This window comes from Cupriavidus ulmosensis (genome assembly GCF_977008105.1).
Map to the genome: position 1 here is coordinate 246188 of NZ_CDRMWP010000003.1, position 23986 is coordinate 270173.

The 23986-nt window shown below is 63.7% G+C and carries 21 protein-coding genes and 3 pseudogenes; 16 read left to right on the top strand and 8 right to left on the bottom strand.

Going from position 1 to position 23986, the window contains the following annotated elements:
- Positions 1-159 precede the first annotated feature (159 nt).
- Positions 160-2043, bottom strand: coding sequence for a copper resistance system multicopper oxidase (locus ACWTPI_RS35125; RefSeq protein ID WP_454734121.1), 1884 nt, complete (start codon positions 2041-2043; stop codon positions 160-162).
- A 201-nt stretch (positions 2044-2244) separates the two neighbouring features.
- On the opposite strand from ACWTPI_RS35125, the gene ACWTPI_RS35130 reads away from it, so the two are divergent.
- Both ACWTPI_RS35130 and ACWTPI_RS35135 read left to right on the top strand, forming a co-directional pair.
- Positions 2245-2931, top strand: coding sequence for a heavy metal response regulator transcription factor (locus ACWTPI_RS35130; protein ID WP_454734095.1), 687 nt, complete (start codon positions 2245-2247; stop codon positions 2929-2931).
- Positions 2928-4322 carry a heavy metal sensor histidine kinase gene (locus tag ACWTPI_RS35135; protein WP_454734096.1) on the top strand — a complete coding sequence of 465 codons (1395 nt, stop codon included), beginning with the start codon at positions 2928-2930 and terminating at the stop codon, positions 4320-4322. The genes ACWTPI_RS35130 and ACWTPI_RS35135 overlap by 4 nt, the downstream gene beginning before the upstream one ends.
- A gap of 115 nt (positions 4323-4437) precedes the next feature.
- On the opposite strand, the gene ACWTPI_RS35140 is transcribed toward ACWTPI_RS35135, so the two are convergent.
- Positions 4438-4701, bottom strand: coding sequence for a hypothetical protein (locus tag ACWTPI_RS35140; protein WP_454740821.1), 264 nt, complete (start codon positions 4699-4701; stop codon positions 4438-4440).
- A 224-nt stretch (positions 4702-4925) separates the two neighbouring features.
- Between ACWTPI_RS35140 and ACWTPI_RS35145 the strand changes: the two are divergent.
- A pseudogene (locus ACWTPI_RS35145) lies at positions 4926-6179 on the top strand (IS1634 family transposase); the annotation flags it as partial.
- A 161-nt stretch (positions 6180-6340) separates the two neighbouring features.
- A pseudogene (locus ACWTPI_RS35150) lies at positions 6341-6532 on the top strand (hypothetical protein); the annotation flags it as partial.
- 237 nt (positions 6533-6769) lie between these two features.
- Here ACWTPI_RS35150 and ACWTPI_RS35155 read toward each other — a convergent pair.
- The gene (locus tag ACWTPI_RS35155) at positions 6770-7081 is read right to left on the bottom strand and encodes a DUF2188 domain-containing protein (protein WP_454731576.1); all 312 of its coding nucleotides are present in this window, start codon (positions 7079-7081) and stop codon (positions 6770-6772) included.
- Positions 7082-7481: 400 nt separating this feature from the next.
- Between ACWTPI_RS35155 and ACWTPI_RS35160 the strand changes: the two genes are divergently transcribed.
- From ACWTPI_RS35160 to ACWTPI_RS35170, 3 genes are all read left to right on the top strand, one after another.
- Positions 7482-7703 (top strand): hypothetical protein, encoded by a 222-nt coding sequence (locus ACWTPI_RS35160; protein ID WP_454731568.1) that lies wholly within the window; start codon positions 7482-7484, stop codon positions 7701-7703.
- Between the two features lie 67 nt (positions 7704-7770).
- A complete protein-coding gene (locus ACWTPI_RS35165) occupies positions 7771-8151 on the top strand; it encodes a response regulator (protein WP_454731567.1) in 381 nt (126 codons plus the stop codon).
- A 189-nt stretch (positions 8152-8340) separates the two neighbouring features.
- Positions 8341-9000 carry a carbonic anhydrase gene (locus tag ACWTPI_RS35170; protein ID WP_454731566.1) on the top strand — a complete coding sequence of 220 codons (660 nt, stop codon included), beginning with the start codon at positions 8341-8343 and terminating at the stop codon, positions 8998-9000.
- 767 nt (positions 9001-9767) lie between these two features.
- Here the strand turns inward: ACWTPI_RS35170 and ACWTPI_RS35175 are convergent.
- A complete protein-coding gene (locus tag ACWTPI_RS35175) occupies positions 9768-10028 on the bottom strand; it encodes a hypothetical protein (RefSeq protein WP_454730667.1) in 261 nt (86 codons plus the stop codon).
- On the opposite strand from ACWTPI_RS35175, the gene ACWTPI_RS35180 reads away from it, so the two are divergent.
- Positions 10027-11274 carry an ISL3 family transposase gene (locus ACWTPI_RS35180; RefSeq protein WP_439672887.1) on the top strand — a complete coding sequence of 416 codons (1248 nt, stop codon included), beginning with the start codon at positions 10027-10029 and terminating at the stop codon, positions 11272-11274. The two genes, ACWTPI_RS35175 and ACWTPI_RS35180, sit on opposite strands and share 2 nt — an antisense overlap.
- A 194-nt stretch (positions 11275-11468) precedes the next feature.
- On the opposite strand, the gene ACWTPI_RS35185 is transcribed toward ACWTPI_RS35180, so the two are convergent.
- From ACWTPI_RS35185 to ACWTPI_RS35195, 3 genes and pseudogenes are all read right to left on the bottom strand, one after another.
- Positions 11469-11738: a DUF2188 domain-containing protein gene (locus ACWTPI_RS35185; protein ID WP_454731565.1), complete on the bottom strand. Its 270-nt coding sequence runs from the start codon at positions 11736-11738 to the stop codon at positions 11469-11471.
- Between the two features lie 367 nt (positions 11739-12105).
- A pseudogene (locus tag ACWTPI_RS35190) lies at positions 12106-12363 on the bottom strand (site-specific integrase); the annotation flags it as partial.
- Entirely contained in the window at positions 12360-13298 is a 939-nt protein-coding gene (locus tag ACWTPI_RS35195) for a DNA-binding protein (protein WP_454731564.1), read from the bottom strand. The pseudogene ACWTPI_RS35190 and the gene ACWTPI_RS35195, both read right to left, overlap by 4 nt.
- A gap of 501 nt (positions 13299-13799) precedes the next feature.
- Between ACWTPI_RS35195 and ACWTPI_RS35200 the strand changes: the two genes are divergently transcribed.
- From ACWTPI_RS35200 to ACWTPI_RS35235, 8 genes are all read left to right on the top strand, one after another.
- Positions 13800-14264 carry a hypothetical protein gene (locus tag ACWTPI_RS35200; protein ID WP_454731563.1) on the top strand — a complete coding sequence of 155 codons (465 nt, stop codon included), beginning with the start codon at positions 13800-13802 and terminating at the stop codon, positions 14262-14264.
- A 141-nt stretch (positions 14265-14405) separates the two neighbouring features.
- A complete protein-coding gene (locus ACWTPI_RS35205) occupies positions 14406-14624 on the top strand; it encodes a hypothetical protein (protein ID WP_454731562.1) in 219 nt (72 codons plus the stop codon).
- 152 nt (positions 14625-14776) lie between these two features.
- Positions 14777-15175: a copper resistance protein gene (locus tag ACWTPI_RS35210; RefSeq protein WP_454731561.1), complete on the top strand. Its 399-nt coding sequence runs from the start codon at positions 14777-14779 to the stop codon at positions 15173-15175.
- A gap of 72 nt (positions 15176-15247) precedes the next feature.
- Positions 15248-16555, top strand: coding sequence for a TolC family protein (locus ACWTPI_RS35215; RefSeq protein ID WP_454731560.1), 1308 nt, complete (start codon positions 15248-15250; stop codon positions 16553-16555).
- On the top strand, positions 16552-18120 hold the full coding sequence (locus tag ACWTPI_RS35220; RefSeq protein ID WP_454731559.1) for an efflux RND transporter periplasmic adaptor subunit: 1569 nt from the start codon (positions 16552-16554) through the stop codon (positions 18118-18120). Before ACWTPI_RS35215 ends, ACWTPI_RS35220 begins: the two co-directional genes overlap by 4 nt.
- The gene (locus tag ACWTPI_RS35225) at positions 18117-21287 is read left to right on the top strand and encodes an efflux RND transporter permease subunit (RefSeq protein WP_454733270.1); all 3171 of its coding nucleotides are present in this window, start codon (positions 18117-18119) and stop codon (positions 21285-21287) included. Before ACWTPI_RS35220 ends, ACWTPI_RS35225 begins: the two co-directional genes overlap by 4 nt.
- Positions 21284-21631 carry a copper-binding protein gene (locus ACWTPI_RS35230; RefSeq protein WP_454731557.1) on the top strand — a complete coding sequence of 116 codons (348 nt, stop codon included), beginning with the start codon at positions 21284-21286 and terminating at the stop codon, positions 21629-21631. Before ACWTPI_RS35225 ends, ACWTPI_RS35230 begins: the two co-directional genes overlap by 4 nt.
- 423 nt (positions 21632-22054) lie before the next feature.
- A complete protein-coding gene (locus tag ACWTPI_RS35235) occupies positions 22055-22219 on the top strand; it encodes a hypothetical protein (protein WP_454731556.1) in 165 nt (54 codons plus the stop codon).
- A gap of 64 nt (positions 22220-22283) precedes the next feature.
- Here ACWTPI_RS35235 and merA read toward each other — a convergent pair whose 3' ends face one another.
- The gene (gene merA, locus ACWTPI_RS35240) at positions 22284-23969 is read right to left on the bottom strand and encodes a mercury(II) reductase (protein ID WP_454731555.1); all 1686 of its coding nucleotides are present in this window, start codon (positions 23967-23969) and stop codon (positions 22284-22286) included.
- Between the last annotated feature and the right edge of the window lie 17 nt (positions 23970-23986).

Genomic DNA, 23986 nt, shown 5'->3' on the forward strand with positions numbered 1-23986 from the left:
CAGGCTTGGCCTTTTCCGAGACGCCGGTCGAAGAGGATTCTGCCTGACTATCTTGTGTGTGGGTGTGTTGCGCCCAGGCGGCGCTCATGCCCGCGGACGCAAGCAAGGCGGCCAGTACTGTTCTTGTTTGTTTATGCATGTGCGTATTCGGTTAAGAGGTCAGGCCACCACCACTTCGCGGAACATCCCCGCGTCCATGTGCAACATCAGGTGGCAATGCCAGGCCCACCGTCCCAATGCGTCGGCAGTGACGAGGAAGCTGATGCGCTGCGCCGGCTGAACGGCAATCGTGTGTCGGCGAGCCTGGAAGGAGCCATCCGGCGACTCGAGTTCACTCCACATGCCGTGCATATGCATTGGGTGCGTCATCATCGTGTCGTTGTGCAGGATGACGCGCAGTCGCTCGCCGTACTTGAAATAGACCGGGGTAGATTTCCCGAATTCCACGCCGTCAAATGACCACGAATACCGCTCCATATTTCCGGTCAGGTGCAATTCCACCTCGCGCCCCGGACCGCGCTTGTCCAACGGACCGCCAATGGTATGCTGGTCGGCCAGCGTCAACACGCGACGCCCGTTGTTGCGCAGGCCGATGCCGGGGTCATCCAGGTTGGTTCGCGCCATGTCCACCCGCATATCGGTGCTGGCGCTGTATTCCGTCTTCGCGTGCCGCGCCTTGGTGCTGGGCACCTTCAGCGATGCGTCAGCCTCCATGCCACTCATGCCACCCATGCCACCCATGGCATGCTGGCTGTGGTCCATCGCCATTGCCCCGTGACCCATGCCTTGCATGCCCATGGAGCTATGGTCCATCCCCTGCATTCCGGCGTGGTTCATGCCTTGCATGGCCATCTCACCGTGATCCATGCCGCCCATGCTGCCCATCATGTCTGCCATGGTGAGCCATTGCGGCTTGTCGACAGCCGGCACCGGCGCAGTCAGCCCCGCGCGCGTCGCCAGCGTGCCGCGGGCATAGCCCGTGCGGTCCATCGACTGGGAGAAGATGGTATAGGCGTCGTCGCGCGGCTCGATCACTACGTCACAGGTCTCGCCCGGCCCGAATCGGAACTCATCAACCGACACCGGTTCAATGTTCTGCCCGTCGACCTGGATGACCTTGAGTTTCAGACCGGGAATGCGCACATCGTAGAACGTGTTGCCCGCACCGTTGATGAACCGCAGACGGACCTTCTCACCGGGCTTGAACACGCCGGTCCAGTTGCCGGCTGGGGTGACGCCATTGGTCAGATAGGTCAGGGTGGCGCCGGACAGGTCCGCGAGATCTGTCGGATTCATGCGCATCTCATTCCACATCTTGCGCTTGGCGAGCGCGCTCTTCATCCCCTCGTTCGAGACGTCGCGGAAGAAATCGATAACCGTGGGCTGGTTATAGTTGTAGTAGTCGCTCTGGACCTTCAACTTCGAGAGCACTCGCATCGGATCTTCATCGGTCCAATCCGAGAGCAGCACGGTGTAGTCGCGATCGGCCTGGACGCCATCTGCGCCGGAGGCCGGATCGATGACAATGCCGCCATACACGCCGGTCATTTCCTGGAAGCCCGAGTGCGAGTGATACCAATAGCTGCCGGTCTGGTCGACCTTGAAGCGGTAGGTGAACGTCTCGCCTGGTGCGATGCCGGCGAAGCTGATGCCAGGCACGCCGTCCATCTGGAACGGCAGAATGATCCCATGCCAGTGAATCGACGTATGCTCACGCAACCGGTTTGTCACCCGAATTGTCACCGTCTCGCCCTGCCGCCAGCGCAGCGTGGGCCCCGGCAACATGCCATTGATAGTGGTCGCCACCCTCGGCGCCCCGGTGAAGTTGACGACCGACTCACCGATCACGAGGTCGAATTCGGTCCCGCGCAACACCGGTGCTGTGCCGTATGAGGCATTATTGGGTTGGTCTGACACCTGAGCCCACGCGCTGCCGCCAAGACCGGACAGCCCCGCCATCACACCCCCGGCAGCCAGACCCTGCACAAACCGGCGGCGCGGAAGGTTGGGCAGCACAATGCCAGACGGTCGATCACGTCGCATGAAATAGTCCTTTTTTGCTTGAATGGCCGCGTCGGAAGGCGGCATGGAAAGAGTAACGAAAATGAGGCTACGGTCAACTTACCTGAACATTACATTCCGGTAAGGTAGAAGTCACTCGCGAAGCGTCTGGGTAGACTACCTCGTACAGGGCCAGTCCAAAAGGGCTGGCCACACGATCTCAAAAAAAGGGGAGGCGCGAACGTGAAGCTGCTGGTAGTGGAGGACGAATCCAAGACAGGTGAGTATTTGCGTCAGGGGCTGACCGAGGCCGGATTCGTTGTCGACCTGGTCGCCAACGGACTTGACGGACAACACCTGGCGCTCAACGAGGCATACGACCTGATTATCCTCGACGTCATGCTGCCGGATCTCGATGGCTGGCGCATTCTGCAGACCATCCGGGCCGCGGAGAACGCGGTCCCGGTCTTGTTTCTAACTGCCCGTGACAGTGTGGCCGACCGGGTCAGGGGACTGGAGCTTGGCGCCGACGACTATCTGGTGAAGCCGTTTGCCTTCTCGGAGCTCTTGGCGAGGGTCCGGACGCTGTTGCGTCGCGGCACCGTACAACTGGCGATGGACCGCATCCAGGTGGGTGACCTGGTGTTGGACCTGGGCCGGCGTCGGGCTTCGCGCGCCGGTCGCCGCATCGCGCTCACAAGCAAGGAGTTTGCGCTGCTCGAGCTGCTCGCCCGTAGGCGCGGAGAGGTCTTGCCGCGCTCGCTGATCGCCTCCCAGGTCTGGGATATGAACTTTGACAGCGACAGCAATGTGATCGATGTGGCCATTCGCCGCTTACGGGCGAAGATCGATGACGATTTCGAGACAAAGCTGATCCAGACCGTTCGCGGCATGGGCTACGTCCTGGAAGCGCCGGAGGAACAGGAATGACGCATCGCCTGTCATTGACGATGCGCTTGACCATCCTGTTCTCGCTCTCGTCTGCGGTCGTAATGCTCGGTCTGGGCGTGCTGATTTGGCTGGCGATGGATCGCCACTTCGCCAACGAAGATTATGTCGTGTTGGGTGACAACATTCGCCTGATCCAAAGGATCGCTGAGGAGAGCCCGATCGACCGGTTGCCGATCCGGCTCCAGGAAATGGTCGAGCATCATTCTGGGTTCGTCGTGCAGGTGCAGACCGCGCAAGGCCACAGCGTCTATGCTACCAAGGGCTTCGATTTCGGGACAGCCTTCGAGGCCATCTGGCGGCAGTCCGCGCAGGATGACACCTTTGTCTGGCAGCAAAACGGGCAGGAATACCGCGGCATGCGTGCGCAGGCGACAGTGGCAGACGCGAGAACCGGGCCCTTGAACATCGTCGTCGGCATGGATACCGAAATTCATGCCCACTTCATGCATGCTTTCCGCCAATCGCTGGCGTTCTATACGACCCTGGCTGTCGCAGCCAGCGGCCTGTTCGGCTGGTGGGCCGCGCGGCGCGGGCTCGCACCGTTACGGATGATGGCCTCGCGCGCCAAGGGCGTGACCGCGAACAAGCTGGACGCGCGCATGCCGGTGGAAGCCGTGCCGGTCGAGATGGCCGATCTGGCGGCAACGCTGAACGCGATGCTGGAGCGGTTGCAGGATGACTTTCGACGGCTATCGGAATTCTCTTCCGACCTGGCTCATGAGTTGCGCACCCCGATTACCAACCTGATGACCCAGACGCATGTCGTACTGTCGCAGCCGCGCGACGCGGCAAAGTATCGGGACGTTCTCGCCTCCAATGCGGAGGAGCTGCAGCGGCTTGGGCGGATGGTCTCCGATATGCTGTACCTGGCAAAGATGGAGCATGGCATCACGCTGCCCAACGAGGAAGCCATCAACGTGGCCGACGAAGTGCAGGCGCTGTTCGACTTCTATGATGCGCTGGCTGAGGACAAAGGCGTGAATCTGCGGCTACAGGGACAGGCACGGATCGCCGGCGACCGCCTGATGCTGCGCCGGGCACTCAGCAACCTGCTCTCCAATGCGCTGCGCTACACACCAGAAGGAAAGCAGATCGTGGTCGAGGCGCGGGAGCAGCCCGGTCATGCCACCATCGTGGTGGAGAATGAAGGCAAGGAGATCAGTCCCGATCTGCTGCCCTCGATTTTCGATCGCTTCTTCCGCGCAGACAAGTCGCGGACCCGGGCGGATTCCGATAGCGTAGGCTTGGGACTATCCATCACCCAGGCCATCATGGTCGCGCATGGCGGTCAGATTTCGGCGGAGTCGTCGGGCGGCAAAACGCGCTTCATCCTGACGTTTCCGCGCAATCGAGGTGAGGGCCGCCTCTAGCCGGTCTCTTCAGCCGTGGGGCCAGTATGGAGCGACCACCGAGATGTAAAAATAGCCACGGCGGTACGCCGTGGCTACTGGCCCTTCGGTAAAAGGACCTTTCAACTGCTTCCGCTTAGAACTTGTGCCGAACGCCCAGCACAACGCCCGCCTGATTGTCGCCCGGGACGACATTGACCGGGGCGTCACTGCTGGCATTGAAGCCGTTCAAGCCAAGCTGCGAGCCGCCCTTGTTGCGGACATAGCCGACATTGAAGTACACGTCGGTTCGCTTGGAGAAGGCGTAGTCAGTCGACGCAACGAACATCAGCGGGTCGGCTCCGGAACCTCGCACATCCGTATAGTACGCCGCCCCGGTGAGAGACAAGGCCGAGGTCAATTGATAGCGTAGGCCCGCCCAGTACAAGTTGGAGCGTGTGCCGGTCGCGGATGCCGAGCATATTGCCGTTGAACCAGCGGTAGCCCGCATAAAGCTTCGCGGGCCCGATCCCGTAGCTTACGCCAACGAGCGCACGCCGGTCCTTCAGCCCCTGCAGGGCAACCGTCGGCCCCCGGTATTCGTCGTAAAGGGCGCCGACGGGACAGCGGCCCGACGGAGTACACCTTGCCCGCCAGCATCTGAGCGACGGCGTGCTGGTGCTCTATGACCTCACCTCAACCTGGGTCACCGGCCGGCACTGCGCGCTGGCCCGCTACGGTTACTCGCGCGACGGCAAACGCGATGAGCCGCAGATCGTGTATGGCTTGCTGTGCGCCGCCGATGGCTGTCCGGTGGCGGTCGAGGTGTTTGCCGGCAACACCGCCGATCCGGCCACGCTGGCGGCGCAGATCAGCAAGCTCAAGGAGCGCTTTGGCCTGTCACAGGTGGTGTGGGTGGGCGATCGCGGCATGATTACCGCCGCGCGCATCGAGCAGGTGCTGCGCCCGGCCGGCATGGGCTGGATCACCGCGCTGCGTTCGCCGCAGATTGCCGAGCTGATCGAGGAGCGCGGTCCCTGGCAGCCCTCGCTGTTCGACGAGCGCGGTCTCATCGCAGTGAACAGCGAGCGCTATCCGGACGAGCGGCTGCTGGTCTGCCGCAACCCGGCGTTGGCCGAGGAGCGCGCCAGAAAGCGCGCCGAGCTGCTGGCGGCCACCGAAATGGAACTGGCCGCGATCGCGCAGGCCACCGAGCGCACTCGTAATCGCCTGCGCGGCCAGGACAAAATTGGCTTGCGCGTGGGGCGCGTGATCGAGCGCTATCGGATGGCCAAGCACTTCGAGCTGAACATCACCGAGACGAGCTTTACCTTCACCCGCAAGCAAGAGCAGATCGATGCCGAGGCCGCGCTCGATGGGCTCTACGTCCTGCGGACCAACGTGCCGAGTGAACGGCTCTCCGACACCCAGACGGTCCTGGCCTACAAGAGTCTGGCGCAAGTCGAGCGGGCCTTCCGCTCGATGAAGACGGTCGATCTGCAGGTACGTCCGATCTATCACTTCAGCGAGTCACGCGTGCGCGCGCACGTGTTTCTATGCATGCTCGCCTACTACGTCGAATGGCATCTGCGCGCAGCGCTCAAGCCACTGCTCCATGACGATGAGGAACTGGCCACGCTGCGTGATCAGCGTGCCAATGTGGTCATGCCGACGCCGCGCTCGGAGGGGGCCAACGCCAAAGCCGCGCGCCACCGCACCGACGACGACCTGCCCGTGCACAGCCTGCAGACGCTGCTGCAGGACCTCGCCACGCTGACCTATAACATCACCTCCACCTCGATCAATCCTCAGGCCAAGATCGTCATCACGACCCGTCCCACGCCGTTGCAGCGCAAAGCCTTTGCGTTGCTCGGCATCGACCCCGCCTGTTCCCAGTAGCCAGCCCCTGTCGCTTGAAAATCTCCAGGCGTTTCAATGGGTTAGATTGGCCACCGATTCAAACCTCGGGCTAGGGGTGGAACTGGTGCCAGTTTAGGCTGGCGTCGCCAGACTGCAAGGTTCTCCGCGACGCGATACTCCTTCGGCTCCCCCGGGCTTTGCGCGATGTGTTTGAAGGGGTCGATCGCAAGAGCGGCAAGCGGGAGTGCGACCTGGTGTTCGGGTCAAACTCCCAGCTCCGGGCGCTGTGCGAAGTCTATGCAAGCGCGGACGCCAAGGAGAAGTTCGTCAACGACTTCATCGCAGCATGGACGAAGGTGATGAACCTCGACCGGTTCGATCTGCGCAAATAGCATCAAGCCAGCGATACGGGCGCTGAACCACGTTCGGCGCCCGTTCCGACCAGAGCTGGTGACGGCAATTCAGGCTGCAGCGACGGCCGGGGACCGGATCGGATGCCCCCCGGGCCGGGCTGGATCGGGGCCAGACAATGCATCGAGCGGTCGCAGAATCGGCTCAGTTCAGGATAATCATCCGCGACAGCAGGTTCTATTACGCTAGGGGTTGTTTCCCTACTGGAGAACAATTCCCTATTGCCTGTTTGCCATCGCACCGCATAGCGGAACCGAGGCGTCACGCTCAGGTGTAAGCTGTTGCGGTTTTCGACGCGCGATTGCCGGTCGCTTGACGTCGGGCAAGTCATTGTCAAAGGTGTCACGAGCCCAGATTTCGCCGTCCCGATCATGGAAGAGCAGGTCCACCTGGCCGCGCTTGGCGCGCTCCCATCCAGCTGCTATGGCTGCCATCTGACTCGGGTAGACTGTTCGGTCAGTGCCCCCATCTAGTTCGACGGCCCAGGCGTTCCCGACGGGCACTATGTGAACGTTCTTGCTTTGCATCATGCACCTACTTGGCAACGGCGACCTTTCCGATCCTCGCCGGCGACAAAGGTCCGCGGCAATCCGTCTTATGGTCTAGGACTTAAGGCCAATGGGTGGAACCGACGGGCCCATCAGGATCGACAAGGGATAGTGTGCAACAGCAGTAGAACAGTCCAACGAATTCGCGCTCAAGTCCGGACAGTCTCGCTGCTTCCGCTTCCAATACAGGAGAGCGCGGGGTAGAACCAACTTCTATGTTTTTCGGAAAGGGCAGTCTCACCGATTGCGGCTCCCTCGCAGCGCTTCCACCTGGTTTGCGCCGATGTTGCGCCAAGTGGGGTTTAAGGCTCTGAAGGTTGCATGACGAGCCGGAGGTCACGCTAACCGAATGCGAATGAGATTCCGGTACCAGGAGATACTCATGAAGGCCTATGTGGAAATGCGGGACGATGGGCTAATGGCAACGTTGGAGGATGGCCGCCAGTTTGAGTGTGCGGATCCGTGCGAGTTGGCCGACAGGTTGTTCGAGGCGGGCATATGCAAAGTCGATGTCACCATGCCGGACTGGCGCGGTGGCGACCTCGCGCCACACGGCGGCATCCGAATCGCCTTGTATGCCAGGTTGTCCGAACGGAGCCGATAGCGGCCCGCGCCCAGCTGGAAGCGATCGCGTTACACTTGTCTTGCACAGGGACGCAGGGGGGGCCACCATGGCCAGTCAAAATCTCGCGCCTCGCTCCAAGGCCACCATCCTACTGGTTGACGACGAGCAATTGCAGTTGCATGCATGCGCGCGTCTTTTGGAAGGCTCAGGTTTTCACGTGATTGTGGCCAGCGACGGTTCTGAGGCCCTGAATTTGGCACGCAGCACGCGACCGGCAATTGTGGTGACGGACCTGAATATGCCGGGGCTTGACGGTGCTGGCTTGTGTAGCGCCATCAAGGCTGACGAATCGCTGAGAGAGGTCCCGCTAATTGTCTGCACGGCTTCCGATTGGTCCGCACCGGCGGGCCTTTGCGAAGGGGTATTACGCAAGCCCGTCGATCGCGACACGTTGCTTCAATTGATAGGGTCGCTGCTCCCCGGATGATGATGATGGCTTTTGAGAGTTCCGAGCGTCGGTACGTACTGTTCCGTCTCGGCACAGCCCCGTAAGCTGCGTGCTACCCAATGTTCAGCCAATGCTCGATATCGGCAATAATGGCGGCCGCACCGGCACGACGGCATATCGAACGGTCGTGGTCGTGCCAGCATCTGCCATTTGAACCTGGAGAAAGCCATGCGTGACATCATCGACGGCTTCCTGCGCTTTCAGCGCGAAGTCTACCCGCAACGCGTCGAGCTTTTCAAGCAGCTCGCGACGACACAAAACCCAAAGGCGCTGTTCGTGACCTGCTCGGACAGCCGCGTCGTGCCCGAACTCCTCACGCAGCGTGAGCCGGGCGAACTGTTCGTGATCCGCAACGCGGGCAACATCGTGCCATCATACGGTCCAGAACCCGGTGGTGTGTCGGCCACCGTCGAATATGCGGTCGCGGTGCTGGGCGTGCAGGACATCGTAATCTGCGGCCATTCGGACTGCGGCGCGATGGGCGCGATTTCGCGTTGCACGTGCCTTGATCATCTGCCGGCAGTCGCGAACTGGCTGCGCCATTCGGACGCCGCGAAAGCGATCAACGCGGCGCATCAGTTCGATACGCCGCGCGCCAAGCTCGACGGGCTCGTGCGTGAGAACGTGATCGCGCAACTGGCGAACCTGCGCACACATCCGTCGGTGGCACTCGCGCTCGAACAGGGACGGCTGAATCTGCACGGCTGGGTGTACGACATCGAGACGGGCAGCATCGACGCGCTTGACGGCGCGACACGACGCTTCGTGCCGCTGGCTGAGTCACCGACCACCGTTGCGGTGACTTCACGCAACCGCAGCCAGGTATGATGCGTGCGTCTCGATGACGTAGCCGATTTTCATCCACATGGTCCCCGCCACTTGCTTATCGCCGCTGGGTTCTACCACCGAATCGATCATAACGCCCGCCGTCCTTGCCCCGCAGCACAGGGGGCAAGCGACATCGACCAGCATTGTCCGGGTCGACATCCCGATGTTGCTTGGCGCGGGCAGTGCTACGGTGAACATCTATGGGCTCTGGCCGTGGACCCGCTGCAGACCACACCTGTTTCCGGGACCGACGCCGATACGACCACGGTGACCATTACCTATGGATCTGAGCGCAGAAACTTAGGCGAATCGGGTCGCACGCGACGCGGGCTCCGAGTGCGGCCGCAGCACGCAAGATGGAGCGTCCGCAAGCTGGTGGGAATGAAGGTGAGGTTGACGTACTGAAGCGGAGTGGGGTTCGCGAACTTGAAATCCTTGCGGGAATTGGCTAGATTTCAGCCAGACTGGTGGTCTGGCGCAAGCAGTGCGGCGCGCCGAACCAGTAAGCCAAGAGCGCTCAGCGCTCTGATGTGAGGCCGCCTTAAGGCGGCCTCCTTTTTTGGCTCGTCGGGGGAATCTGTGGGTAGATGGAGGCGATTTACGAGGAGCAGAGGAAGCGATAGAGCTTCTTGCAGGTCGCATCGAAGGCGCTCTGGGCCTGCTCGTCGAGGTGCCGGGAGATCAACGGACCTCCGTACTTGTGAATTTGGTGGAGAACGAGCGTGCGGGCATCCATGGCGGCCGCGTCCGGGTCTTCGTGGCGGACCTCAATGAGATGCTCCGCCGAGCATCCAGAGGTGATCGCGGTGATAATTCAACGTTTTGCGCGCATATCCCAGTGTGAGCAGGTGTTGCAGGAAAGGCGTGAACACTTCGACGAGTGCCTGCCCGGGCGGGAGGTCCTGGTCATCGAAACGCCAGGACGCGGGCCAGTTCTGCAGGTCCGGCACGTAACGCGCCAACGCATCCTGGTCCGGGGCGACAATAGCGACTTTTTTGCCCTTGCCGCTTGGGGCCGCGCTAACCATGTTGCTGACTCGCTTGCTCAACGCCTGCCACCATTTTCCCGGTTTTGTCTATGAAGGTGCGCGGCTGTGCGAAGCAACCCAGTCCATCGAGATCGAGGTACGACCGCGCAAGGGTTCCAAGGCGATCTGCTCATGCTGTAGCCAGCCTGCGCGGGGTTACGACACGCTTGCGCAGCGCAGGTTCGAGTTTATTCCAGTCTGGGGTTTTGCAGTGTTCCTGCTTTACACCATGCGGCGCGTCGATTGTCGTGACTGTGGCGTGAAGGTCGAAGCCCTGCCGTGGGCCAGTGGCAAGCACACGCTCACCCGAGCGTACATGCTGTTCCTGGCGCAGTGGGCACGCAAGCTGTCGTGGAGGGAGACGGCACAAAGCTTCCGCACCAGTTGGGAGAAAGTCTTCAACGCAGTGGAGTGGGTGGTCGACTGGGGGCTGGCCCATCGCGAAGTCGGTACGATCCGCGCCTTTGGCGTCGATGAGATTCAGTATGGTCGTGGACACAAGTACCTCACACTGGTCTACCAGATCGAGGCCGGCTGCACGCGCCTGCTCTGGGTCGGGCAGGAGCGCACGAAAGAAAGCTTCTCGAAGTTCTTCGCCATGATCGGAAAACAGGTATGTGAGAAGGTCGAGTTCGTCTGCTCTGACATGTGGAAGCCCTATCTCGAGATGATCGCGCTGCATTGCCCCAACGCACTGAACATCCTGGATCGCTTCCACATCGTTGCCAAGATGAACAAGGCGATCGATGAGGTTCGCGCCGAGGAAAGTCGCCGCATGAGCCGCGACGGATACGAGCCAGTGCTCAAGAAGTCCCGCTGGTGCCTGCTCAAGCGGCAGGAAAATCTGACCGACAAACAGCGGGTGCGTCTGCGCGATCTGCTGCAATACAACTTGCGGACCGTGCGGGCCTGGCTGCTCAAGGAAGAGTTCCAGCAACTCTGGGATTACATCTCGCCCGAGTGGGCCGGCAAATTCCTCGACCAGTGGTGTACCCAAGTGATGCGCTCGCGCATCGAGCCGATGAAGAAGTTCGCCCGCACCGTGCGTGTCCACCGTGAACTGATCCTCAACTACTTCCGTGCGCGCAAGCAGTTCTCCAGCGGCGTCGTCGAGGGTCTGAACAATAAGGCCAAAGTCACCATGAGAAAAGCGTACGGCTTCCGGACCTTCAGAGCCACGGAAATCGCGCTATATCATGCACTTGGGAACCTTCCGGAGCCTCCGGGCACCCACACATTTTCCTGACGATCCCCTTTTTTTCGCTGCGCCGCTGAAAGCAATGGCATGCGCTGGAAAGAGGTCATGCGATTTGTCCGGCACATCGGGCTGAGCCTCACGTAGAACTCCGTTGTGGATAGGTTCCATTGGCCACCCGAAGTGGACGTGTGTAGCAGATTCTCGCCTGGCACTCGGCAGGGCCTTGCTGGACGCTGTTTGCCTCATAAGTCGCCGCGGATTTCGAGATGGAACAGCGTCTCGGTCACCGCGGGATCGCCGAAGTTCTCGTAGATACAGAGCTTGCCACTTGCATCGTAGATGAAGACGATGGCACCGTCCTGCTTAGCCCTTTTCAAACCAGCGGCGACGGCTTCTCGTTGAGTCGGATAGTGCGTCGTCGCTCTTTCGGCGACCACATCCCAACGCTGAATGAAGCCGGCTACACCTCGCGTGCGGACGGCCGGCACAACTCGAACAATGGGCGATGTCATGTTGCCCTCAGCGAACCGTACCTTAGAATGCATCGATCCGCCCGAACTTCGACAATGATGGTCTGGTGGCGCATGGCCGTCCCGTCTGGCAGCGGTGTAGACCTGTTCGAACACCTGCAGCGCGGTAAGCCTCGCTCCCCCAATCTGCACGCCCAGGGGCAATCACGGGACGAGGACCTCCTTGCCAGGATCTTCGGGCTCGCGCGCGCGATCATCGCTGTAAAGTCGTCAGAGGCTCGCTGGACCAATTGAACGCGAAATCAACTTGCCCATGGCGAGCACGAAGTCGATATTCTGAAATGGAGTCAAGACTCCTCCTCTTTTTGTTGTGATGAGCCTAATGCTACCGTGTCCGATGAAACGGGGTCGCCGGCACCGTGCGCAGGCGCCCGCGCTCCCAGTACTCGACCGCTCCATCGTGGGCTAGCAGCAGCTTGAGCACGGCCGGCTGCGCGGCCTTGGCCTCGGCGAGCGAGCCGTAGCGGCGCTTGACGCGTGCGAGCGTCCAGTGCACATAGACCGGATGCCCCAGCGCCTCGGCCACGTAGGCCAGTGCCGCGTCGAGGCTGGCGGGCAGCGCGCGCGGCGACACCGCCGCGGTGTCGATCCAGTCGGCCGGGGTCATGACTGGGCGGCCCGCGTGGCCGTCGGCTTGCCCTTCGCCTTGGGCGCGCGCGCCTTGGTCGGTGGTGGCACGGCGGCCAGGGTCGCGCGCAGCAGTTCGTCGAGCTGGGCGCGCTGGCTGGCGGTGACGGCCTTGAGCGCGCTCGCCTCGCCGGCGGCGCTCTGGCGCGCGGCCCGCTCGCTGGCCAGCTCCGCGTCGAGGCGCGCGCGGTCCTGCTCCAGCGCGGCGAGGCGCCGCTCGGCGAACTTGAGCTGCGAGGCCAGTTGGGCGCGCTCGGCCTGCACCGCGTCGCGCTGGTGCGCGGTCTCCTGCATCAGCTGCCTCGACAGCGACTCATAGCGCGCCTGGATGGTGGCGACCGCCTCGGCGTGGGTGCGCTCGCCCGTCATGGCGCGTTCCTGCGCGGTCGCCAGCTCGGTTTCCAAGCGGCCCGCCCGGCTGGTCAGCTGGTCGGCGCGGGCCGTCGTCGCATCCAGTGTGGCGCGCGCCTCGGCCAGCGCGGTGTCGCGCGTGGCGAGCGCCTGGCGGCACTCGATGAGTTCCTGGCGCAGCAGCTCGACCCGCAGTTCGGCCTCGGCGCGCGCGGCCTGCGCGGCCTCGACGGCCGCCTGCGCCTCGCGCCTGAGGTGCACCACGTCATCGAGCTGCACCGCGACCGCGGCCTGCCACAGCGCGCGCATCTGGTCGGCGATCTCGGGCGGGAGGTCCGGAATGGCGACCTCTGCCAGGCCCGCGCGCACCACCTCGGCCTCGATCGCGTTGAGCGTGCGCGACAGCGTGGCCGGGTCGCCGCCGCCCAGGCGCGCGCGCAGCTTGCGCACCGACACTGCGCGGCGGAAACGCGCGACGGTCGGCGGGGCCGCGTCGCCGGCCTCGGTGAGCATGGCCAGCACGGTGGCGCGGATCTCATCGGGGGTGGTGGCGAGGCGGGGCATGGCGGCTTCCGAGCGTGATTCTTAGCCTATCTTACGCACGATGCTAACGTTAGGAAAGCCATTTATTGATGGAAAGCAAGGCAAGACGGATAAATCCTATTTGCCGATACAAGGGCTTCCGCCCGCGGGTCGCGCCTAGCCGCCGCGCCCGGTCTGGTCAATGCTCCCAAATCAATGGGAAAAGGACCAGTCAGCAAGTGACTGATTGGATTGGGGGTGCGGGCGCCTTGCCGCAACGACGCTAGATCTCGCGCACGGTCACGAGTGCGGTCGTACATGGCGATGATCTTGTCCTCGAACCAGGAGCAACGCCGCACGTGACGTGTTCGCGGTATTCCGGCGGGCATGCGACCAGCAGCAGTACGGTGTGGCCGAGCACCTGCTAGCCGCCCTGGAGCGATTGGCCGGCGGGGACAATCGCTTGCTCGACGAGGTCTACCTGTCGTTCGCGTCGCCCGGTTCTGCGGGCCGGGCGACGCCGGAACCGCCGGTGGCTCGAGCATGATGAAGACCTATACTGAAGACAGATCCGCGACGGCGCTACCGCGCGTCGGCTCGGAGCGCCCAATGCGTAAGCATATGAAACAGTTTTGGCGTGTCGTCATGCTGCTGACCCTGGCGCTGGCTTTGCCCCTGCGGGCGCAAGCCGGGCCGTTGGACAGTTGCTGTGTCGCCGGCCTGGCTGACATGCCTGCTCATATGCCTGTGCAAGGGGCGCAGGCCAGTGTCGAGACCGCCAGCCCGCATGACTGCGTCAGTCACAGCTGTGCCGGCGACCGGCATGCCAGCGGCCCGTCTCGTATTCCCTGCACGTCCTCCGCTTGTGCGGTCTTCGCTGGCACGCCGTTAGCAACCGGGTCCACCACGGATGCATGGACCAGCGTTTTGGTCGCCCATCCGGAATTCGCGTATCTCTCCGTCGTTCCGGCTCGCCTCGAGCGCCCGCCGAAACGCGTCCGTCTGTAGCGCAATCCCGCCACACAGCGTTGCCGCAGCTGGCGCCTCCGCGCCACGCGTGCTCCTGTCTGACTTAGCCATTTGCAGTGTTGCCTGCCGCCCGCTCTTGGGGTTTAGGCGGTCCCTGCCTATACGGAACGAGGAATAATCATGAAATCCCTGCTTCACGCTCTTGTGGGCGCCGTCGCCCTGGCGCTCTCGCTATCGGCCGTCGCCGGACCTGATTGGTATGTGATCGAAAAGGCTCGTGCCGCCAAGCGAGCTGAGGCGCAACAACAGAAACAGCAGACGGAGGACCACGCGGCGATGATGCGCGACCATGCCGCCATGATGCAAAAGTGTCGCGAAATGATGGGTCAACCCAAGTAACCGAGCCCGCGCTCCGGTGCCTGCGTTCGCGTGGCTCGCCGGAGCGCTCCCCCGGATGGGCTACCCCGTCTGCATTAGATCTGGGGCAAACCGCACGATGTGCCGGAAGAGCCCAAACGCTGCTACCATTCGCCTCAAACCGAGTCTTCCACGTGCGTACCCGTTTTCGCCGGCTTTGGCTTGCCGCCTTCCTGTTGAGTACATTCCTGACAGTTCAGCTGGCAGCGGCCGCCTACGCCTGCGCGGGCAGCCGGTATTCGATGGAAGGGATGGCGGACATGGCCGGCATGACGGAGTCCTGTCCGGACATGACGCAGAAGGCCGAAGCGCCGGCTGCCCATAATGGCTTGTGCCTGGAGCACTGCCAGCTTGGCTCCAAGTCGGCCGACCACCCCAGCGCGCAGATTCCTGCGTTCCAGCCCGTGCTCGTCAATCTGGTTGAGCCGGCGTTGGTACCGGTAGTCGTCAGCCAGCGAGCGGCCTACGCCGACGCGGTGCCACGCGGGCCCCCTCGCCCCCTGCCCATCCTCCACTGCTGTTTCCGAAACTAGCCTCCGCAGCAACGCCTACTATCGTGCCCTGAACCATAGTCTTCAGGGTGGTCGTTGCTTTGCGGAGGCTTTATGCATTTGCGTTTTCCCTTTGCGTATGGGTGCCGGCTGACGCTCGCCCTTACGCTGTTCGCCGCTGCCCATCCCGGATGGGCGCAGCCCGCGGCCGCACTCTCCGTGCAGGAAGCCGTGGCGCTCGCGTCTTCCCGCTCGACGGATGCCGAAACATCGCGCTCAGCGGTCCAGTCCGCCATCGAGATGGCGGTGGCTGGCCGACAGTTGCCAGACCCGGTCCTGAAGGTCGGCGTCAATAACGTGCCGGCTGATGGCCGCGACGGGTTTTCCCTCGGCACAGACTCGATGACGATGCGCTCGATCAGCCTGATGCAGGAATTCACCCGATCGGCCAAGCGCGAGGCCCGCGCTCAGCGTTTCGAGGCTGAGGCCTCGTCGGCAGAGGCCCAGCGTACGGCGGCGCTGGCGACGGTGCAGCGTGGCGCCGCCACGGCCTGGCTGGACCGCTGGTACGCCGAACGTGCCTACAGCGTGCTCACCGAGCAGGCGCAGTCCATCAAGCTGATGGTGGAGGCGGCGCAGGCTGCCTATCGCGGCAACCGCGGCTCCCGTGCGGACATCCTGGCCGCCGAACTGGAACTCCGGCAACTGCAGGATCGCGAAGACGAGGCCCGCGCCGCACTGGGGTCAGCCCGAGCGATGCTGCGCCGCTGGGTGGGCGAGGCCGCAGAGCGTCCCCTGGCCGAACGCCCTGGCCTCGAGGCGCCGGCCTGGCTCAACACCCTGGACGCCGACGGCGTGGCGCAACTGCCGGACGTGGCGGCGGCCGAGGCACAGGTGGGCGTCGCCGAGGCGGAAAGCCGGGTCGCTCGGGAGAACAAGATCCCGGATGTGAGCGTGGAACTGATGTACAGCCAGCGCGGCCCCGCCTACTCCAACATGGTTTCGCTCAACGTCTCACTGCCGCTGCCCTGGGACCAGAAGCATCGCCAGGATCGGGAACTGGCCGCAAGGCTTGCGCAGGCCGACGCTGCGCGCGCGCAAGCCGAGGTCGTACGCCGCGGCTTGCTCGGGCAGTTGCGCGGCAAGCAGGCGGAGCTGGCGCTCAGCCAGGCGCGGCTCGAGCGCTATCGGAGCACCACCGTGCCGCTGGCCAAGGCACAGACCGAGGCAGCCCTGACCGCCTATCGAGCGGGCGCCGGCACCCTGACCGCTGTGGCCGATGCCAGCCGCAAGGCGCTCAATATTTCGCTTGAGCGCCTGAAGCTTGAGGCTGCCACCGCCCGACTCTGGGCGGACCTGACCTTCCTGATGCCGTTACCCACCGCAGTCCAGCCCACGTCACTGCAAGGAGCTCAACCATGAACAAGACCACGATTGCACGGACGGTGGCAGGCCTGATGGTGGTGGCAAGCGTTGGGGCTGCCTATTACCTCGGTCAACAACAAGGGCGCCAGCAGTCGCCCGCGTCGGCAACCGCGGGCGGCGGCGCCAGCGGTGCCGCCCTCAAGGCGGGCGACATTGACCCGAAAACTGGCAAGCGCCTCCTCTACTGGCACGACCCGATGGTGCCAGGACAGCGCTTTGACAAGCCGGGCAAGTCGCCGTACATGGACATGCCGTTGTCGCCGGTGTACGAAGAAGCCAGCGGCGGCGCGGCCGTCACCATCGACAGCCGCATGACACAGAACCTTGGCATCCGCACGGCCGAGGTGAAGACCGGCCGGCTGGAGGCCGCCTTGCAAGTACCGGGCAATGTCGCGATCAATGAACGCGGCATCGAAGTGCTGCAGGCCCGCACCAGCGGATTCGTAGAACACGCGTATGCCCGGACCACCCTCGATCCGGTCCGAAAAGGTCAAGCGCTGGCGCAAATCTATGCGCCGGAATGGGTCGCGGCGCAGGAAGAATACCTGGCGGTCAACCGGATGGATGGCAGCCTACAGCGCGAGCTGCGCGAGGCCGCCATTGCGCGCATGCGTCAGGCTGGCATGACCGAGAGCCATATCCGGCTGGTACAGTCCACCGGCAAACTGCAGCCGCGGCTGACGATCACCAGTTCGGTGGACGGCATCGTCACCGAAATCGGTGCGCGCGACGGCATGACGGTCTCACCGGGAACGACCCTCTTTCGCATCGCGAGCCTTGCGACCATATGGGTCATCGCCGAGGTGCCTGAGAGCCAGGCCGCCCCGTTGCGGCCCGGACAGACGGTGTCGGCCACCGCCGCAGCCTTGCCCGACGAGACGCTGTCGGGCAAGGTCGATGCCATCCTGCCGGATATCAGCGCCGGTACCCGCACGGTCAAGGTGCGCATCGAATTGCCGAACAAGGCACGCCAGCTGTTGCCCGGCATGTTTGTCTCGGTGCGCTTTGACGCCGCCCCCGGACCGGATCGCCTGCTGGTACCAACCGAGGCGCTGATCCGTACCGGCACGCGCACGGTCGCCATGGTGGCATCCGGCCAAGGCGGATTCAGCCCCGTGGAGGTCAAGACCGGCGCGGCTGCGGGCGGCCAAACCGAAATCATTGAGGGTCTCAAAGCGGGCCAGAAGGTGGTCGTTTCCGGACAGTTCCTGATCGACTCGGAGGCGAGTCTGCGCGGCACTGCACAGCGCATGACCGCGCCCACGGCCGCGTCGGCAGCCGGCGCGTCGGCCCCTGGTGCCGCAGCAGCGCCCGGGCCAGAACATCAAGGCGTCGGCCGGATCGAGGCCGTCACCGAGCAGAGCATGACGATCTCCCACGGGCCCATTCCGTCAGCGCAGTGGGGCGCCATGACGATGGAGTTTGGCGCGCCGCCAGCCGGCATGCCCAAGGGATTCAAGCCGGGGGATCAGGTCCGGTTCCGCTTCCGACTGGACAAGGACGGCGTGGCGACCCTGTCCGCGGTCGAGTCGGCTGCCGCCGTTGCGGGAGCGAAGCCATGATTGCCCGACTCATCCTCGCCTCCATCCGCAATCGCTTCCTGGTGCTGCTCGCCACCGTCATGGTGACCGCGTGGGGACTTTGGGCGGTACAGAGTACGCCGCTCGACGCCTTGCCAGACCTGTCCGACGTGCAAGTGATCATCCGCACGCCCTTCCCTGGGCAGGCGCCGCAGATCGTGGAAAACCAGGTCACCTATCCGCTCACCACGACCATGCTGTCGGTGCCCGGGGCCAAGACCGTGCGCGGCTACTCGTTCTTCGGTGACTCCTATGTCTATGTGCTGTTCGAAGACGGCACCGACCTGTACTGGGCGCGCTCACGCGTGCTCGAGTACCTGAACCAGGTGCAATCGCGGCTGCCCGCGGCAGCCAAGCCCGCGCTCGGACCCGATGCGACCGGCGTCGGCTGGATCTATGAGTATGCCTTGGTCGACAAGACCGGCCAGCATGACCTCAGCCAGTTACGGGCGCTACAGGACTGGTTCCTGCGCTTCGAGCTCAAATCGCTGCCCAACGTCGCCGAAGTGGCCTCGCTCGGCGGCATGGTCAAGCAATACCAGATCGTGCTGATGCCGGATCGGCTGCGCGCCTATAACCTGTCGCAAGCCAAGGTGCTGGCAGCGCTCAAGGGCGCCAACCAGGAAACCGGCGGCTCGGTGCTGGAGTTGGGTGAAGCCGAGTACATGGTCCGGGCGACCGGCTATCTGAAAACGCTGGACGACTTTCGCCAGATTCCGCTGGTGACGAGCGACGCTGGCATCCCGGTATGGCTGGGCGACGTTGCCACCGTGCAACTCGGCCCCGAGATGCGGCGTGGCATTGCCGAACTGAATGGCCAGGGCGAAGTGGCCGGCGGCGTCATCGTGCTGCGCTCAGGCAAGAATGCCCTGGAGACCATTGAAGCGGTCAAGGCCAAGCTCGCCACCTTACAGAAGAGCCTGCCCAAGGGCGTCGAGATCGTTACGACGTACGACCGCTCGGCACTGATCAAGCGGGCGGTGGCCAATCTCACCACCAAGCTGATCGAGGAATTTGCGGTCGTGGCGCTGGTCTGCCTGGTGTTTCTGTTTCACCTGCGCTCGGCGCTGGTGGCCATCGTCTCGCTGCCGCTGGGCGTGCTGGCCGCCTTCCTGGTGATGCGCTACCAGGGGGTGAATGCCAACATCATGTCGCTGGGTGGCATTGCCATCGCCATCGGCGCGATGGTCGATGCCGCGGTGGTCATGATCGAGAACGCGCACAAGCATCTCGAGCACTGGCATGCCGACAATCCGCAGCGCGAACTCCGCGCCCATGAACACTGGCGCGTCATCGGCAAATCTGCCGCCGAGGTTGGGCCTGCCCTATTCTTCTCGCTGCTGATCATCACGCTGTCGTTTATTCCGGTGTTCACACTGGAGGCGCAGGAGGGCCGGCTCTTCTCGCCGCTCGCCTTTACCAAGACCTATTCCATGGCGGCCGCAGCGGGATTGTCCGTCACCCTGGTACCGGTGCTGATGGGTTACATGATCCGCGGCAAGATCCCGTCGGAGCAGGCCAATCCGCTCAATCGCTGGCTGATTCGCGGCTACCAGCCGCTGCTCGGCAAGGTCCTTGCATATCCGAAGACCACCCTGGCGATCGCCGCCGTGCTGCTCATCGCCACCGCGTGGCCCATTATGCGCATTGGCGGCGAATTCATGCCGCCCCTGGATGAGGGCGATCTGCTCTACATGCCCTCGGCGTTGCCAGGCCTCTCCGCAGGCAAGGCCTCCCAGCTCCTGCAGCAGACCGATCGGCTCATCAAGACCGTGCCGGAGGTGGCGACCGTGTACGGCAAGGCGGGCCGCGCCGATACCGCCACCGATCCGGCGCCGATCGAGATGTTCGAGACCACCATCCAGTTCAAGCCCAAGGACCAATGGCGTGCCGGCATGACCACCGACAAGCTGGTCGAGGAACTGGATCGGGTCGTCAGGGTGCCAGGGCTGTCCAACATCTGGGTGCCGCCGATCCGCAACCGCATCGACATGCTCGCCACCGGCATCAAAAGCCCGGTGGGGATCAAGGTCGCCGGTACCGACCTGAAGGAAATCGATCGCCTGGCCACGCGCATCGAGGAGGCCGTCAAGACGGTTCCGGGGGTCACTTCCGCGCTGGCCGAACGGCTCACGGGCGGCCGGTACATTGACGTCGATATCGATCGGGGCGCTGCGGGTCGGTACGGCCTGAACATTGAAGACGTTCAGGCGATCGTCTCATCGGCCATCGGTGGCGAAAACGTCGGCGAAGTGGTCGACGGGCTCGCGCGCTTTCCCATCAATGTCCGGTATCCGCGTGACTATCGGGACTCCATCGAGCAACTGCGCAGCCTGCCCATCGTGACCGACAAGGGGCTGCAAATCACGCTGGCCGACGTTGCGCGCATCCAGGTCGTGCAAGGGCCGCCCATGCTGCGCAGTGAAAACGCGCGACTCTCCGGGTGGATCTACGTCGACATTCGCGGCAGGGACCTGCGCTCTGCCGTGCAGGACATGCAGGCGGCGGTCGCCAAAGCCGTCCCGATGCCAGCCGGATACTCCCTGAGTTGGTCGGGGCAGTTCGAGTATCTCGAGCGCGCCACCGCGAAGCTGAAGGTGGTGGTCCCGTTCACGCTGCTGATCATCTTCGTCCTGCTCTATCTGGTATTCGGCCGTCTGGATGAGGCACTGCTCATCATGGGCACCCTGCCGCTGGCCTTGATCGGCGGCTTCTGGTTACTCTATCTGCTGGGGTACAACCTATCGGTCGCGGGGATTGTCGGCTTCATCGCACTCGCCGGGGTCGCTGCGGAATTCGGCGTCATCATGCTGCTCTACCTGAAACACGCTTGGCAAGCACGGCTCGAGGATGGGCAAAGCAATCTCGCGGCCCTGCTCGATGCCATCGAGGAAGGCGCCGTGCTGCGTGTGCGCCCAAAGGCGATGACCGTCGCTGTGATTCTGGCCGGCCTGCTGCCGATCATGTGGTCGCACGGCACCGGCTCAGAAGTGATGCAGCGCATCGCTGCGCCAATGGTCGGCGGCATGGTGACGGCGCCGCTGCTGTCCATGTTTGTGGTCCCGGCGGTGTATCTGCTGCTACGCCGCCGTCAGATCAAGCAAACTTCCCTTTCCCCCAACCTCACACCTCAGGAGGAATCGCAATGAAACACCTCAAGACCCTCGCCGCCGCCCTGGCCATCATTGCCGCACCGGCTGTGTTCGCCGTGGGTTCGATGGACGGCATGGACATGAAGGCACCCGCTGCACCCGCTGCCTCACAACAAGCGGCTCGGCCGGTGTCCGCAGAAATCAAGAAGATCGATGCGCAGACCGGCAAGGTTACGCTCAAGCACGGCCCGATTGAGAACTTGGGTATGCCCGGCATGACCATGGCGTTTCCGGTCAAGGATCGCGCCTCGCTTAGCAAGTTCAAGGAAGGCGATGCCGTGTCGGTGACCTTCGACAAGGTGGATGGCGCGCCGACGGTCGTTGACATGCAGCGCAAATAATCCGCGCCATGCGCGTACGGCTTGCTGCCAACGGCCGTGCGCGTTCTGACCCGCCGGCAGGGCCTAGCAACGTCAAGCCGGTAGGCATTGGCGCCTTTGCGCAACGATCCTGGCTAGCCAAATCCGAATCGAAATCAGACCGTGCGCCACAACCCTTTTGATCTGCCCCACGATGTCCTCGTCGTCGTCCTGAGCTCACTGGCAATCATCCTTGGTATGCTCGGACTGTTTGCTTGGTATCTGCGACGACAGCACGGCTCTCGCCGGCGAACCCCCAACCAGCATGGCACGGTCTCGCGCAAGCGCACCAGGAGGTCGACGAGACGGCGTAAATAGCGGTCGGAAAGGGGGCGTCCACGGGTTACCTGCTTGCCGCTACGGCGCGCACGGGTGGGGGCTTGGCTTCCATTGAATCATCATGGTATGGGCGACGTCGGTGCCCAGGCCGCCGCTACTTTGCTTGCATCCGGGCTAGCAACAGCTCAGGCCACCCATCATGCGCTGATGCATCAAAAGCATGCCTACCACACCAAGGATGGCAAGCACGCCGATGGCAGCGCACACAATCAAGATGACTTTCCAAATTGACGATTTGTTCACGCTTTGTCTCTCATAATGCCAGCTGATGCCGGCAAAGTGTTTCCCTTTCTCGTCATCCGGCACAACAGGATAGCTGGCTCACGTCTTTACTGAACGTCTGCGCCGCGAGCTTCAGGCCCTCGACCATTGTCAGGTACGGAAACAACTGGTCTGCCAGCTCCTGCACGGTCATCCGCGCCCGGATCGCCAATGCTGCCGTCTGGATCAGTTCGCCTGCTTCCGGCGCCACCGCCTGCACGCCGATCAAGCGGTCCGATCCTGCCTCGGCGACCAGCTTGATGAAGCCGCGCGTGTCGAAATTGGCGAGCGCGCGCGGCACGTTGTCGAGCGTCAGCAGCCGGCTATCGGTCTCCATGCCGTCGTGGTGGGCTTCCGCCTCGCTGTAGCCCACGGTGGCGACCTGCGGGTCGGTGAACACGACCGCCGGCAATGCGCTCAAATCGAACGCGGCATCGCCTCCGGTCATATTGATCGCCGCGCGGGTGCCGGCCGACGCCGCCACGTAGACGAACTGCGGCTGGTTGGTGCAGTCGCCGGCGGCGTAGATATGCGGCGCCGTGGTGCGCATGCCATTGTCGATGACGATGGCGCCCTGCGCGGTGACCCTCACACCCGCCGCCTCCAGTGCCAGCTCACGCGTGTTGGGCGCGCGGCCCGTGGCGACCAGCAACTGGTCGGCGCGGATCTCGCCGTGTCCGGTAGTGAGCACGAATTCGCTGTCGGCGTAGGCCACCTGGCTGGCCTGCGTGTGTTCCCGCACTGTGATGCCCTCGGCGCGGAAGGCGGCCGTGACGGCCTCACCGATCGCCGGGTCCTCGCGGAAGAACAGCGTGCTGCGCGCCAGGATCGTGACCTGGCTGCCGAGCCGAGCGAAGGCCTGCGCCAACTCCACAGCCACCACCGACGAGCCGATCACGGCCAGCCGCTTCGGCAGGGTGTCGCTGGCCAGCGCCTCGTTCGAGGTCCAGTACGGGGTGTCCTTCAGACCGGGGATCGGCGGCACCGCCGGACTGGCGCCAGTGGCGATCAGGCAGCGGTCAAACGCCACCTCGCGCTCCCCGCCTTCGACCACGCGCACGCTCAGGGTGTGCCCGTTCTGGAAGCGGGCCTCGCCGCGCAGCACCGTGATGGCAGGCGTGCCTGCCAGGATGCCCTCATACTTGGCGTGGCGCAGCTCATCGACACGCCCCCGCTGCTGGCCGAGCAGGCGCTCGCGCAGGATCGCCGGTGGCGTGGCCTGGATGCCCCCGTCGAACGGGCTTTCGCGACGCAGATGAGCGATGTGGGCCGCGCGGATCATGATCTTGGACGGCACGCAGCCGACATTGACGCAGGTGCCGCCGATGGTGCCGCGCTCGATCAGCGTCACCCGCGCGCCTCGCTCGACGGCCTTGAGCGCCGCCGCCATCGCGGCGCTGCCGCTACCAATGACGGCAATGCGCAGGGCGCTGGCTTGGTCCCCGCCCTTGTCGCCGCCGCCCAGCCAGCCTAGGGCCTTGTCGAGCGGGCTGCCGCGATTTTCCGCCGGCGGGGCCTCGGCGAGCATGGCCCGGTAGCCGAGTCCGGCCACGGCCGCGGTCAGCGCATCCGGCCACGTGTCGGGCTCGGCAGCGATCCGCGCCGTCCCCTTCGGGTAGGACACGACCGCCGACCGCACGCCCGGCACCTTCTCCAAGGCATCCTTGACGTAGACGGCGCACGCGTCGCAGGTCATGCCAGTGATCTTCAGGTGGGTCATGCCACAGTTCCTTCTAT

What these genes read in the sequence shown, in the direction of transcription:
- ACWTPI_RS35125 (WP_454734121.1), bottom strand. Translation starts at nt 2,043, where the DNA reads ATGCGACGTGATCGACCGTCTGGCATTGTGCTGCCCAACCTTCCGCGC.
- ACWTPI_RS35135 (WP_454734096.1), top strand. Translation starts at nt 2,928, where the DNA reads ATGACGCATCGCCTGTCATTGACGATGCGCTTGACCATCCTGTTCTCG.
- ACWTPI_RS35155 (WP_454731576.1), bottom strand. Translation starts at nt 7,081, where the DNA reads ATGATGCAAAGCAAGAACGTTCACATAGTGCCCGTCGGGAACGCCTGG.
- ACWTPI_RS35160 (WP_454731568.1), top strand. Translation starts at nt 7,482, where the DNA reads ATGAAGGCCTATGTGGAAATGCGGGACGATGGGCTAATGGCAACGTTG.
- ACWTPI_RS35165 (WP_454731567.1), top strand. Translation starts at nt 7,771, where the DNA reads ATGGCCAGTCAAAATCTCGCGCCTCGCTCCAAGGCCACCATCCTACTG.
- ACWTPI_RS35170 (WP_454731566.1), top strand. Translation starts at nt 8,341, where the DNA reads ATGCGTGACATCATCGACGGCTTCCTGCGCTTTCAGCGCGAAGTCTAC.
- ACWTPI_RS35180 (WP_439672887.1), top strand. Translation starts at nt 10,027, where the DNA reads ATGTTGCTGACTCGCTTGCTCAACGCCTGCCACCATTTTCCCGGTTTT.
- ACWTPI_RS35175 (WP_454730667.1), bottom strand. Translation starts at nt 10,028, where the DNA reads ATGGTTAGCGCGGCCCCAAGCGGCAAGGGCAAAAAAGTCGCTATTGTC.
- ACWTPI_RS35185 (WP_454731565.1), bottom strand. Translation starts at nt 11,738, where the DNA reads ATGACATCGCCCATTGTTCGAGTTGTGCCGGCCGTCCGCACGCGAGGT.
- ACWTPI_RS35195 (WP_454731564.1), bottom strand. Translation starts at nt 13,298, where the DNA reads ATGCCCCGCCTCGCCACCACCCCCGATGAGATCCGCGCCACCGTGCTG.
- ACWTPI_RS35200 (WP_454731563.1), top strand. Translation starts at nt 13,800, where the DNA reads ATGATGAAGACCTATACTGAAGACAGATCCGCGACGGCGCTACCGCGC.
- ACWTPI_RS35205 (WP_454731562.1), top strand. Translation starts at nt 14,406, where the DNA reads ATGAAATCCCTGCTTCACGCTCTTGTGGGCGCCGTCGCCCTGGCGCTC.
- ACWTPI_RS35215 (WP_454731560.1), top strand. Translation starts at nt 15,248, where the DNA reads ATGCATTTGCGTTTTCCCTTTGCGTATGGGTGCCGGCTGACGCTCGCC.
- ACWTPI_RS35220 (WP_454731559.1), top strand. Translation starts at nt 16,552, where the DNA reads ATGAACAAGACCACGATTGCACGGACGGTGGCAGGCCTGATGGTGGTG.
- ACWTPI_RS35225 (WP_454733270.1), top strand. Translation starts at nt 18,117, where the DNA reads ATGATTGCCCGACTCATCCTCGCCTCCATCCGCAATCGCTTCCTGGTG.
- ACWTPI_RS35230 (WP_454731557.1), top strand. Translation starts at nt 21,284, where the DNA reads ATGAAACACCTCAAGACCCTCGCCGCCGCCCTGGCCATCATTGCCGCA.
- ACWTPI_RS35235 (WP_454731556.1), top strand. Translation starts at nt 22,055, where the DNA reads ATGGGCGACGTCGGTGCCCAGGCCGCCGCTACTTTGCTTGCATCCGGG.
- merA (WP_454731555.1), bottom strand. Translation starts at nt 23,969, where the DNA reads ATGACCCACCTGAAGATCACTGGCATGACCTGCGACGCGTGCGCCGTC.